An 11,977-nucleotide genomic window follows, 5' to 3' on the forward strand; every position below is an offset into this window, starting at 1 on the left:
CCGCGGGGGCGCCGCGTCGGGTGACCGGCGGGGGTGGTCGCCCGAGTGGCTGCGGGTGCGGGCGCCGGGGCCCGCGCGGACGGCGGCGGCGCGAGGCCGCTGCGGTCAGGTCAGCAGGGGCAGGGCGATGCGCACGCGCAGGCCATGGGGCCGGGCGGCCGAGGCGCTGACCTGGCCGCCATGGCGCTGCACGATCTCGCGCACGATGGCCAGGCCCAGGCCCACGCCGGGGCCTTCGTTCGACGCGCGGTAAAAGCGGCCGAACAGCGCCTCGTGCTGGTCGGGCGGCACGCCGGGGCCGGTGTCGGCCACTTCGAGCACGGCCTCGTTGCCATGGGCGCGCACGGTCAGCGTCACCTCGGCGCCGGCGCCGGCATAGCGGATGGCGTTGTCCACCAGGTTGGCCACCGCCTCGCGCAGCAGGCCCGGCACGCCCTTCACGCGCACCGGCGGCGCGTCGTCGGGCGCGTCTTCCACGCCCAGGTCCACGCCCCGCTGCAGCGCCCGCGGCACCTGCTCGGCGGCCACCTCGGCGGCCAGCGTGCGCAGGTCCACCGGTTCGCGCGGCAGCGCCGACGCGGCCTCGGGCTCGGCGCGGGCCAGCGCCATCAGCTGGTTGACGAGGTGCGCGCTGCGCACCGCGCCCTCGTGCACCAGCTTCAGCCGAGGCGCCAGCGCGGGGTCGGCGTTGGTCTGCAGGGCGATCTCGGTCTGGCTCTTCAGCCCGGCCAGCGGCGTGCGCAGCTGGTGCGCCGCGTTGCCGATGAAGCGGCGCTGCGCGGCCACGCTCTCCTGCACCGCCGCGAGCAGGTCGTTCAGCGCGCGGGCCAGCGAGCGCAGCTCCTGCGGCGCGGCCTCCAGCTGCAGTGGCGCCAGGTCGTTGGGCGCGCGGTCTTCCACCAGCGCGCGCAGCCGGGCCAGCGGCGCCAGGCCGGCGCGGATGCCGGCCCAGACGATCATCGACATCAGCACGATCAGCGCCGACAGCGGCAGCACCGTGTCCTGCAGGATGGCGCGCGCCAGCCCGTCGCGGCTGGCCTGGCTGCGCGCGATCTGCACCAGCATCACCTGCGGCGGCGAGCCGGCCTCGCCGATCGGCAGGTACAGCGCGGCCAGCCGCACGCGCATGTCGTCGACGCGGGCGTCGTAGAAGTAGGGCTCGCGCAGCCGCGGTGTCTCGACGCCCGCGGGCAGCGGCAGCCGCTTGTTGCCCAGGATGAACTGGCCCGGCGGCGTGCTCACCATGTAGTACACGCGGTCGTCGGGGTCGGCCTCGATGATGTCCTGCGCGGCCCGCGGGAAGTCGATGAACAGGCCGTTGCCGATCGGCTTGACCTGCCGCGCCAGCGAGCGCGTGGCCTGGGCCAGGCTGGCGTCGATGCCCTGTTCGGCGTAGCGCCGGGCCACGTTGTAGGTGACGAAGGCGGCGGCGATCCACAGCACCAGCTGGGGCAGCAGCAGCCACAGCAGCAGCTTGCGGTGCAGCGAGCCCCGGGCCATCGACGCGCCGACACGGCGCAGCAGCGTCGGCCGGGGGGCGGTCATCGGCTCACCCTGGGGTGGCGCGCCGTGCCGCCGGTCGGGGCCGCTGCCGGTGCCCCGGTCCCGGGCCGGCCATGGTCAGGGGCCGGGCACATCGCTTTCGAGCAGGTAGCCCAGGCCGCGCACGGTGCGGATGGACAGGCCCGAGCCCTCGAGCTTGCGGCGCAGCCGGTGGATGTAGACCTCGATCATCCCCGGCGCGGTGGGCGCCTCGCCGCGGTCGTCGGCCCACGAGCGGGTGATCTCGTCCTTCTGCACGACGCGCTCGCGGTGGCTCAGCAGCAGCTCGAGCAGCGTCCACTCGCGCGGCGAGAGCTCGATCAGCTGCCCGTCGACGCTGGCCCGCCGCGTCTCGCGGTCGAAGACCAGGCGGCCGGCCGCCGGCGCCGTGGCCGCGGCGCCGGATGGCCGCACCCGCCGCAGCAGCACGCGCAGACGCGCCTCCAGCTCGGGGAAGTCGAAGGGCTTGGTCAGGTAGTCGTCGGCACCGGCATTGAGCCCGGCGACGCGATCGTCCAGGCCATCGAGCGCGGTGAGCAGCATCACCGGCAGGTCGGGCTTGCGGGCGCGGGTGCGCTTGAGCACCGTCAGGCCGTCGACCATCGGCAGGCCGATGTCGAGGATGGCGATGTCGAAGTCCTCGCGCTGCAGCAGGTACTCGGCCACAGCGCCGTTGGGCGCGTGCTCCACCTGGAACCCGGCGCGGCCCAGCTGGGCCACCAGCGCGTCGGCCAGGATGGCGTCGTCTTCAGCCAGCAGCAGGCGCATGGGGCGGGGGCCGATCGTCAATGAACATTAACGACAGCATAGCGGAACCTTTCAGCCGCCACCACCGTGGCGGCCCGGGGTTCGGCCCAGCCGGCGGAGGCCCAGCGTCCCCTGCAGCGCGTCGGCGCTCGGCCTCAGCGCCGCGCCGTGGCCACGATGTCGCGCAGCCGGTCGCGCACGCCGCGCCCCACCTGCCCGGTCACGGCCACCGACAGCCCGGCGCCCAGCAGCCGCTGGAAGGCGTCGCGCACATCGCCGGCGCCCACCGCCTGGATGCGCTGCATGCGCTCGGCGCGCGAGCGCACGCGGCCCAGCGCGAAGAGGTCGAGCGCGGCGTCTTCGAGCAGGCGCACCGGGTGCTCCTGGTCGCGCAGCCGCCGCACCAGGATCTGCCGCTGGGCGCGCTCGAGGTCCACCGCGTCCACCCGCTCGGCCTGCAAGGCCAGCAGCCGCATCGATTCGGACAGGCACTCGTCCAACCGGTCGGGCGCCATCGAGGCCTCGATGACGAACTGGCCGCACAGCGCGTACACGTCCGCCGAGCAGGCGGCGTAGTACACCAGGCCGCGTTCCTCGCGCAGGCGCTCCATCAGCGGCGAGCTCATGCCCTCGCCCAGCACCGCGGCGGCCACCACGCTGGCCGCGTCTTCCTCGTGCAAGGCCGGGATCGGCCCGCCCAGCACGGCATGCGCCTGCGTGGTGCCGTCGAGGTGGCGCGAGGCCAGTCCGCCGATCCAGGGCGCGGCCTCGACCCGGTTCTCGTCGCCCCGCGGCATGGCGCCGAAGGCGGCCTCGGCCGCGGCGACGATGGCGTCGGTATCGATCGGCCCAGCCGCGGCGACGATGACGTTGGCGCCGGTGTACTGCTGGCGCACCCAGCCGGCGAGGTCGTCGCGGCTGAAGCGCTCGATGTTGCGCCGCGTGCCGATCACCGCCTGCGACACCGGGTGCAGGCCGTAGCAGGCCTTGTCGAACAGCTTGAAGGCGGTGGACATCGGGTCGTCCTCGTCCTCGTCCAGCTCCGACAGCAGCACCTGCCGCTCGCTGGCCAGCTCGTGCTCGGGGAAGGTGGCGTGCTGCACCAGGTCGGCCAGCATGTGCACGAAGCCCACGGCGTCCTCGGCCAGCCCGCGCAGGTGGAAGGCGGTGTGGTCCTTGTCGGTGTGGGCATTGACCTCGGCGCCCAGGCGCTCGGCCTCGAGGTTGATGCGGCGCCGGTCGCGCCCCTCGGTGCCCTTGAACACCATGTGCTCGACGACGTGGCCGATGCCGTTGAAGCGCCGCGGCTCGTGCGCGCTGCCGCTGCGCACGAAGACGCTGACGCCGGCGCTGGCCAGGTGCGGCAGCACCACACTGAGCACGCGCACGCCGTTGGCCAGCGTGGCGACATGGGGTTGGGGGTCGAAGGCGGCGGAGGAGGTCGGCAGGGTCATGTGACCCGAAGTATCGGCGGCGCACGCCCCTTGTCATCGCCCAGGGGCATCCCCACGTTGTGGGCCACTGGCGCAGCCTTGCGTCAACCCCCCTGAAGGAGCCTGCCATGTGGAAGCGCCTGTCCGTGCTGTGGTCGCTGGCGCGCGGTGACGCCCGCCGCCTGTGGTTCGCCTTGCAGCACCCGCGCGCGCCGGGCTGGCTCAAGCTGGGCACCGCCGGCGTGCTGCTGTACCTGGTCTCGCCGGTGGACCTGATCCCCGACGTGCTGCCGGTCATCGGCATCGTCGACGACCTGGTGCTGGTGCCGCTGGCCATCCGCTGGCTGCTGGGCCGCCTGCCGGCCGAGGTTCGCGAGCATGCCGACCGGCGTGCCGGCGGCCAGCCCGCTCGGGCCGACGACGTGATCGACATGCCCGGCCGATAGCGCGCGTCCGCCGTGCCCGGGCGCTGGACGCCCGGCGCGGCATGCACCATGATTGCCCGAAACGATTCCGGTGGAGGGCGACATGAGCGATTCCCAGGGCGGCCGCACGGCCCGCTTCGACGACTGGTGCCGCGAGCACCTCGTCGAGTTGGACCAGGCCCCTCGCGCCGCGCGAGGTGGCAGCGGAGCCGCCAGTTTCGATGCGACGCACTTCCAGCAGGCCGATCTGCTGACGGTGCAGTTCGCCGATGGGTCGGTGCTGCATGTGCGGCCGCAGGAGTTTCTCGCGCAGGTGCCGATGGCCGCGTCCCGCGCAGGCCGGCCCGCTGCGGCCGGCCGGGTCGAACTGCCTTTCGACTGGTCCCTGGGCCCCACCCGCGGCGGCAGCGCGAGGGTGCAGGTCGACCGCTATGCGCTGGCCCGGCTGACGCAGCCCACGTCGCTCGACCAGGTCTGGCGCTTCGGCGCGCTGTTCGCCGATGGGCTGGACCTCTGGTTCGGCAGCGAGGCCACGCCGGGAACCACCCTGCTCGCGGCGAAGCTCTGCCGGGCATTCGAGAACGGGGTGCTCGATGACGCGGTGGGCGACGCCGACAGCGGCGGGCTGATGCGCTGGGATGGCCACGAGTGGCGGGCCGTGTCGCGCACGGCCACCAGCCAGCCGAGTCCACCCGAGCGGGCGCTGGGCGACGGCAAGCAGGGTGTGCTGCTGCTGCTGCATGGCACGGCCTCCAGCACCCACGGCAGCTTCTCGGCGCTGTGGCAGCGCGAAAGCCCCGATCGCCCAGGCCCGGGTGCCGACTTCAGGGCGTTGGACCAGCGCTACGACCTGCTGGCCTGGGAGCACCGCACGCTCACCCACAGCCCGGTGCACAACGCGCGCGACCTGCTGGCGGTGCTCGCGCGCGTGCTGCCAGCCGGGGTGCCACTGAGCCTGCTGTCGCATTCGCGCGGCGGCATGGTCGGCGATCTCGTCTGTCTGGCCCTGGGCGAGCCGGCGCGGCCCGATGCGCCGGCAGCCGACCGCGCATTGGCGCGCAACCAGCGCCTGGCGCACCATCGCCCGGTGTTCGCATCGGCCTATGCCGGCGGGCACCCCGATGCCGAGGCCGTGAAAGCCCTGTTCGACCAGCTGGGCCGGTGCCCCGCCTGGCCGGCCGGTGTGTTCGTGCGCGTGGCCAGCCCTTCGCGCGGCACGCTGCTGGCCGACCGCCGCACCGACTTCTTCCTGTCGCTGTTGCTGCGCAGCGCCGGCCTGGCCTTCGGCGCCAACGGCGTGCCGGCCTACGAGCGGCTCAACGGCCTGGTGCGGGCGTTGGTGGCGGCACGCGCCGAGGCCAGGGCATTGCCGGGGCTGGAGGCCATGATCCCCGGCTCGGCGCTCACCCTGGCGCTCAACACCGCGACCGCCCAACCGGCCACTTTGCCGGGGCGCCTGCGGGTGGTCGCCGGCGACACACGCGACCGCGGCTGGGGCGGCATCCTCAGCTTCGTCGGCGACGTGTTCTATGGCCTGCACGACCACGACTTCGTGGTCCACACCCACTCGATGTTCGGCGGCCTGCCGCGCGACGACGCCAAGAGCCACCGCGCCGAAGACCCGTCGGTCAGCCACCTGTCCTACTTCCTGCCCGGCGCGCTGACGCGCCAGCCGCTGCTGGCCGCACTGGCCGGCCGGGACGACAGCTTCGTGCCGCTGCACGAGGACGAGCAGCGCACGCGCGGCTGGCTGCAGTTGCTCGACAGCGAGCCGCTGGCCACCCGGTCGCGACAGTCGTTCGTCGACGAACTTCCGGCCCTGCTGGACACGCGTCGCCGCGCCGTGCTCGTGGTGCTGCCCGGCATCATGGGCAGCGAGCTGGCCGACTTTGCCGAGCAGGCCGAAGGCGACCCGGTGTGGCTGTCGATGCGGGCCCTGCCCAGCGGCGCCCTGGCCAAGCTCGCCCTCGACGACGATGACCGTCTGCGCGCCACCGGCCTGATGGTGGTGGCCTACGAGCAGCTGCTGTGCGCGGCTCAGGACCGCTACCACCTGGTGCCCTTCGCCTTCGACTGGCGCCGGTCGATCGCCGACACCGGCCGGCAGCTTCGCCAGTTGCTGGCCGAGACGATCGCGCCGCTGGCCGAGCGCCACGGCGTGCCGGTGCACCTGCTGGCCCACTCGATGGGCGGTCTGGTGGCCCGCGAGGCGCTGTTCGGCGACGTCGCGGGCACCGAACTGTGGCAGCGGCTGAAGGCCCTGAACAGCCGCCTGCTGATGCTGGGCACGCCCAATGCCGGCTCGTATGCGCCGGTGCAGCTGGTGGCGCAGCAGCACGCCACCAGCCTGCTGCTGGCGTCGCTGGCGCGCAGCGTGGGGCCGGCGGAACTGGCCCGGTGGGGTGGCGGCTTCGAAGGGCTGATGCAGATGCTGCCCGCCGAGCCCGACCCCACCTACGGCAGCCTGTTCCGGCCCGAGACCTGGGCGGCGATGCAGCGCGACGATGGCCGCGTGCACCCGCCGCCGGCGGCCGTGCTGGCCCGGGCCGCCGAGTTCCGGCAGCGGCTCGACGGCCACTTCGAGGCACTGACGCAGGATCCCCACGTCTGCTACGTGGCCGGCAGCGGCCGCACGCCGGCCGGCCTGCTGACACCGCGCTCGGGCTGGCCTGGGGTGGGCGAGGGCCTGTCGGTGGCCGCCGACGGCCTGCGCTTCAAGCCCACCGACGAGGGCGACGGCACCGTTCCGTGGCGTGGCGCCCTGCTGGGCCCCGAACGCACCTGGTACAGCGAGGCTGGCCACGGCAAGCTGGCCGACGACACCGACGCCTTCGACGCCTACTTCGAGTTGCTGGACACCGGCCGCACAAAGGCCCTGCCGCAGTGGCCCACCCGGGCCGCCGCGGCACGCGGCGACGCGGCGGGCGATGCCGCCGGTGCATCGGTGCTGCGCCCGCCCAGCCTGCCCAGCTGGCCGGCCGATGTGGCCGCCTACGTGCTGGGCCTGGACGCCGGCCCCACATCCGGCCCGGCGCAGGCGCGGCCGATCGAGGTGCGGGTGGTGTTCGGCAGCCTCGACTACGCGCGCTACCCGCTGCTGGTGGGCCATTACCAGGGCGACGGCGTGCTCGGCGCGGTGCAGCGTGTCGACGAGAAGCTCGGCGGCCAATTGCGCCGCATGGTCGACCTGAAGCTCTTCGTCGGCGCCGAGCGCACCGCCATCTACCTGCGCCCGGTCACCCGCGACGACCAGCCACCGGCCTACCCTGGCGCGGTGGTGGTGGGCCTGGGCACGGTGGGTGAACTCACGCCCGGCTCGCTGGCCGACACGGTGACCCGCGGCGTGCTGCGCCACGCCTTCGAGCATGTGCACCGCGACCCCTGGGTGCCGGCCGACGGTCCGGTGCAGATCCGCCTGTCGTCGCTGCTGATCGGCACGCACGTGCAGGCCGTCACCGCGCGTGACAGCCTGTCGGGCGTGCTGCAGGGCGTGTGGCGCGCCGGGCAGATCCTGGCGCAGGAGTCGGTGCTGGGGCGGCGCGTGCAGATCGCCGAGGTCGAGATCATCGAGATCGAGGAACACCGCGCGCTCGACGCCGCCTACGAGCTGCGCCGCCTGATGCGCCGCGCTGAATGGACCGAACGCCTGGCCTGGCCAAAGCCCGAACTGGAAACCCGCGACGGCGGCATCCGTGGCTACCAGCCCGGTGCCAACGATTCGGTGTGGCAGCGCCTGTGCGTGCGCCACGACAAGCTGGGCGGCCTGAAGTTCGAGCTGATCGGCGAGCGCGCCCGGGTCGAATCGACCCAGGTGTACAGCGACGTGGCCAGCCTGGGCAGCTACATCGCGCGCGTCAGCGACGAGGGCGCGGTGGGCCGCAGCAGCAACGACGAGCAGCGCTCGCTCGGACGCGTGCTTTACCAGCTGCTTCTGCCGCAGAACCTGAAGGGCCGGCTCATCAACTTCGAGCACACGGTGCTGGTGCTCGACGACCGCACCGCCGCCTACCCTTGGGAGCTGCTCACCCCGCCCGACGACGGGCTGGCCGGCGACGGTGTGCTGCCACTGGCCGCGCAGGCCGGCATGGTGCGCCAGCGCCTGACCTACGAGTTCCGCTCGCTGCCGCACACCGACGACGGCTGGAATGCGATGGTCGTGGGTGCGCCGTCCACCGAGTACTGGCGCGACAGCCAGGGTGCGCCCCTCGAGTTTGCGGCGCTGAAGGGCGCCGAGGACGAAGCCGCCGCGGTGCTGCGTCAACTGGCCGGGGACGGTCGGCCCTGGTCGGTGACGCCGCTGATCGGCAAGACGGTGTCGTTCGAGCGGGTGCGCACCGCCCTGCTGGATCGGCCGTATCGGCTGCTGCACCTGTGTGGCCACGGCGTGGTCGACCACTGGGTGTCCGACCTGGGCGAGGCGCCGCACGTGCAGCCGCTGCGCAAGACCGGCATGCTGCTGAGCCACCAGCAGGTGCTGTCGGCCGGCGACGTGGAGCAGATGGACCCGGTGCCCGAGTTCGTCTTCATCAACTGCTGCTACTCGGGCCGCGACGGCACCGAGGCCAAGGTGCTGGGCCAGCGCAACTACCCGCTGCTGGCCGCCAGCCTGGCGATGCAGTTCATCAAGATGGGCTCCAAGGCGGTGGTGGCCGCGGGCTGGCAGGTCGACGACCGCGACGGCCTGCGCTTTGCCGAGCACCTGTACCGCTCGCTGCTCGAGGGCGAATCGTTCGGCCTGGCGGTGCGCGACGCGCGCAAGGCCATCCTGCCGCGGGCCGGCCAGACCGGCACCAACACCTGGGGCGCCTACCAGTGCTACGGCGACCCGCTGTGGCGCCTGCCCGATGCGCGCAGCCACCAGGCCTACGCCCAGCGCCACGGCAGCTCGCGGCTGGCTGCCGCTGCCCAGTGCATGAGCCCGGCCGAGCTGGCCGAGCGCATCCTGCAGGTGGTGGCCGTGGCCGGCGACAAGCCTCGCGACGCGCTGCTGATGCAACTGGAGGAATTGCTCGCCACCCTGGCGGAGGACGGGCTGCGCAAGGATTGGCTGCGCCGCTCGGCCGTTCGCACGGCCTTGGGCGAGGCCTACCGCGAACTGGGCGATCACGACCGCGCCGTGCAATGGTTCCAGCTCGCGGCGCGCAACGCCTACTCGAAGCTGCAGCTGCGCCACGTGGAGCTGATGGTCAATTCGCTGTCGCGAAGACCCGATGCCCGCAGCCACCAGCTGGCCCAACGCATCGTCGAGCGTCTGGCCGCCATCGACGACGAGCAGCTGCAGGCGGAGCAGACGCTGGCCTACAGCGACAAGGGTGCCAGCGCGGCGTCCGAGCGCGAGTGCCTGTACGGCAGCAGCCTGATGCGGCAGGCGGTGGAGTGCAGCGACCCCGGTCAGCGCAAAGCGCAATTGCTGGGCGCGGCCGAGCGCTTCGTGAAAGGCTACCGCTCAAAGAGGCAGGAGCCCATGGACCACGTCGACCGACGGGCCTATGCACTGGCCAATGCCCTGCTCTGCGGCGCACTGGCGGTGCTGCAGGGTGCCGATGCGGCCGCGGTGGGTACCACGCTGGGCGGCCTGGGTGACCCAACCGACCCCGCGCCAGCCTGGAACCACCAGACCGACAGCCTGATTGCCGAAGTCAGGTCGCTCGGGCTGGTGACCATGTTCTGGCACTACACCAACACCTTCGAGCTGCATGTGGCGCGCAGCCTGCTGCGTGCGGCGCTGGGTGAGCCGGTGATCGACGAGGAACTGGTCGAGGCTCGCCGCCTGCTCGAGCGCGCGATGGTGCGCTGGCCGTCGCCGTGCGAATGCGAGAGCATCGAACTGCGCTTCGAGTCCATCGCGCGCCTGTGCGACGAGGCCTCGATGGCCGGGCTGCCGCAACGCGCCGAAGTCGCCAAGGTGCATGCCGCCGCCGTCGGCCTGCTCGACATCCTCGCGGACCGACAGAAGCGCAGGCGCTGAACCGCCGGCCCAGGCGGAGGCGGCGATGGCCCCGATGCGGCGGCCAGGCCGGCATGCGCCGTGGCCCGGTCAGCCCGCCGCCCCGTCGCGCCGCGTGCGCACCGACGCGGCGGGCTGGAACATCTCCACGGCCAGGTCGACGAAGGCGCGCACCTTGGGTGCCATGAACCGGGCGCTGGCGAACACGGCGTGCACCGGCACCTCGGGCGGGCGCCAGTCTTTCAGCACGACGCGCAGGCGGCCGTCGGCCACCAGCGGCGCGCCGACCAGGCAGGGCAGGCAGGCGATGCCCAGGCCCTGCTCGGCGGCATCGCGGATGGTGAAGGTGTTGCTTGCATGCAGCCGCGGGTTCAACGAGACGCGGTGGCTCTCCGCGCCCTTGCCGAGCTGCCAGGCACTGCGCCGGCTGCTGCCAGCGAAGACCAGCAGTTCATGGTCCGACAGGTCTTGCGGGCTGCGCGGCGCCGGCCGGCTGGTCAGGTAGCCGGGCGCTGCATAGAGCGCATAGGCCAGCGAGCCGAGCCGCCGGGCGGCCAGCGTCGAATCCGGCAGCGGGCCGACGCGGATCGCCAGGTCGAAGCCCTCGTGCACGAGGTCGACGATGCGGCCGGTGATCTCGGCGTCGACCTTGACCTTCGGGTAGGCCTGCAGGTACCGGTTGATCCAGCGGCCGACGGCGAGCATGCCGAACTCGACGCCGCAGGTCAGGCGCAGCGTGCCGCGCGGTTCGCCCTGGGCCTGCTGCATCACCAGCCGCGCATCGTCCACCGCCGCCAGGATGCCCTGCGCGCGCTCGAAGAACTCGCGCCCGGCCTCGGTGAGCGACAGCGAGCGGGTCGTGCGCTCCAGCAGGCGCACGCCCAGTTCGCGCTCGAGCTGGCTCACCACGCGCGACAGGTGCGCCTTGTGCGTGTGCAGCGATTCGGCGGCGCGGGTGAAACTGCCGGTCTGCACGACCTTCACATAGGCGTGCAGCGAGGGCAGATCCATTGTTGACGTCATGGGCAACACACAGTGACAAGGCGGGCTGTTTATCGATTCTGAAGCAAATGCCACAGTGCGGCCACCCCAGTCCACCGGAGCACCGACATGAGCCTGCGAGACCCCAACGTCGTGAATGCCAAGGCGAAGAAGCGCATCGCCATCGTCATCGCCAACCCCGCGGTGTCCACGACCACCGGCTGGCCGGTGGGCTTCTGGTGGAGCGAGCTCACCCACCCGTACCTCACCTTCACCGAGGCCGGTTATGAGGTCGAGCTGTTCAGCCCGAACGGCGGCCGATGCGAGGCCGACGGCATGAGCGACCCCAACGACGCCAGCGGCTACAGCAAGACCGACCTGATCAGCCAGGGCTTCATCCACACGCCCGAGCTGATGGCCCGGGTGGCCGACACCCGGCGCGTGGCCGAGATCGAAGTGGCCGCCTTCGACGCCATCGTGGTGGCCGGCGGCCAGGCGCCGATGTTCACATTCGAGCAGGCCACCGACCTGCATGCGACGTTTGCCGCCTTCTTCGAGGCCGGCAAGGTGGCCGCCGCGCTGTGCCACGGCAGTGCGATCCTGGCGTACGCCAAGGACAGCCGCGGCGAGTACATCGCCAAGGGCCGCACCGTCACCGGCTTCGCCAATGTCGAGGAAGACTTCGCCGACAACGCGGTGTGGTCCTACGGCATGCTGCCGCGTGACCAGCATGTGATGCCCTGGCGCATCGAAGACCGGTTGAAGGCCCTCGGCGCCAACTACGTGCAGGGCGGCCTGTGGCGGGGCTTTGCGGTGCGCGACGGCAACCTCGTCACCGGCCAGCAGAACTTCTCGGGGCAGGAGACAGCCGCCCTCGTCATCGAGGCCCTGGGCCGTTGAGG

General features: G+C 72.6%; 7 protein-coding genes. 3 read left to right on the top strand and 4 right to left on the bottom strand.

The annotated features are described in order from the left end of the window. Positions 1–105 precede the first annotated feature (105 nt). The 3 genes from EOINJALH_RS07085 to EOINJALH_RS07095 form a co-directional block, all read right to left on the bottom strand. Positions 106–1,545, bottom strand: a complete 1,440-nt coding sequence (locus EOINJALH_RS07085; protein WP_088279648.1) for a sensor histidine kinase — start codon at positions 1,543–1,545, stop codon at positions 106–108. Positions 1,546–1,620: 75 nt separating this feature from the next. Further along, positions 1,621–2,310, bottom strand: coding sequence for a response regulator transcription factor (locus EOINJALH_RS07090; protein WP_088279649.1), 690 nt, complete (start codon positions 2,308–2,310; stop codon positions 1,621–1,623). 134 nt (positions 2,311–2,444) lie between these two features. Beyond that, entirely contained in the window at positions 2,445–3,743 is a 1,299-nt protein-coding gene (locus tag EOINJALH_RS07095) for a pitrilysin family protein (protein ID WP_088279650.1), read from the bottom strand. Positions 3,744–3,850: 107 nt separating this feature from the next. Here EOINJALH_RS07095 and EOINJALH_RS07100 point away from each other — a divergent pair, with 107 nt between their 5' ends. Then, entirely contained in the window at positions 3,851–4,168 is a 318-nt protein-coding gene (locus EOINJALH_RS07100) for a YkvA family protein (protein WP_088279651.1), read from the top strand. A gap of 82 nt (positions 4,169–4,250) precedes the next feature. Beyond that, positions 4,251–10,115, top strand: coding sequence for a CHAT domain-containing protein (locus EOINJALH_RS07105; RefSeq protein WP_144289900.1), 5,865 nt, complete (start codon positions 4,251–4,253; stop codon positions 10,113–10,115). A gap of 69 nt (positions 10,116–10,184) precedes the next feature. Here EOINJALH_RS07105 and EOINJALH_RS07110 read toward each other — a convergent pair whose 3' ends face one another. Next, positions 10,185–11,105, bottom strand: a complete 921-nt coding sequence (locus EOINJALH_RS07110) for a LysR family transcriptional regulator (RefSeq protein WP_088279653.1) — start codon at positions 11,103–11,105, stop codon at positions 10,185–10,187. Between the two features lie 99 nt (positions 11,106–11,204). Between EOINJALH_RS07110 and EOINJALH_RS07115 the strand changes: the two genes are divergently transcribed. Continuing rightward, positions 11,205–11,975, top strand: a complete 771-nt coding sequence (locus tag EOINJALH_RS07115) for a type 1 glutamine amidotransferase domain-containing protein (protein ID WP_088279654.1) — start codon at positions 11,205–11,207, stop codon at positions 11,973–11,975. Positions 11,976–11,977: the final 2 nt, after the last annotated feature.

This window comes from Ideonella sp. A 288 (assembly GCF_002198735.1).
Lineage (GTDB): Bacteria > Pseudomonadota > Gammaproteobacteria > Burkholderiales > Burkholderiaceae_C > Pseudaquabacterium.

Coding starts and splice junctions, on each gene's coding strand:
- EOINJALH_RS07090 (WP_088279649.1), bottom strand. CDS start 2,310: ATGCGCCTGCTGCTGGCTGAAGACGACGCCATCCTGGCCGACGCGCTG.
- EOINJALH_RS07085 (WP_088279648.1), bottom strand. CDS start 1,545: ATGACCGCCCCCCGGCCGACGCTGCTGCGCCGTGTCGGCGCGTCGATG.
- EOINJALH_RS07110 (WP_088279653.1), bottom strand. CDS start 11,105: ATGGATCTGCCCTCGCTGCACGCCTATGTGAAGGTCGTGCAGACCGGC.
- EOINJALH_RS07095 (WP_088279650.1), bottom strand. CDS start 3,743: ATGACCCTGCCGACCTCCTCCGCCGCCTTCGACCCCCAACCCCATGTC.
- EOINJALH_RS07115 (WP_088279654.1), top strand. CDS start 11,205: ATGAGCCTGCGAGACCCCAACGTCGTGAATGCCAAGGCGAAGAAGCGC.
- EOINJALH_RS07105 (WP_144289900.1), top strand. CDS start 4,251: ATGAGCGATTCCCAGGGCGGCCGCACGGCCCGCTTCGACGACTGGTGC.
- EOINJALH_RS07100 (WP_088279651.1), top strand. CDS start 3,851: ATGTGGAAGCGCCTGTCCGTGCTGTGGTCGCTGGCGCGCGGTGACGCC.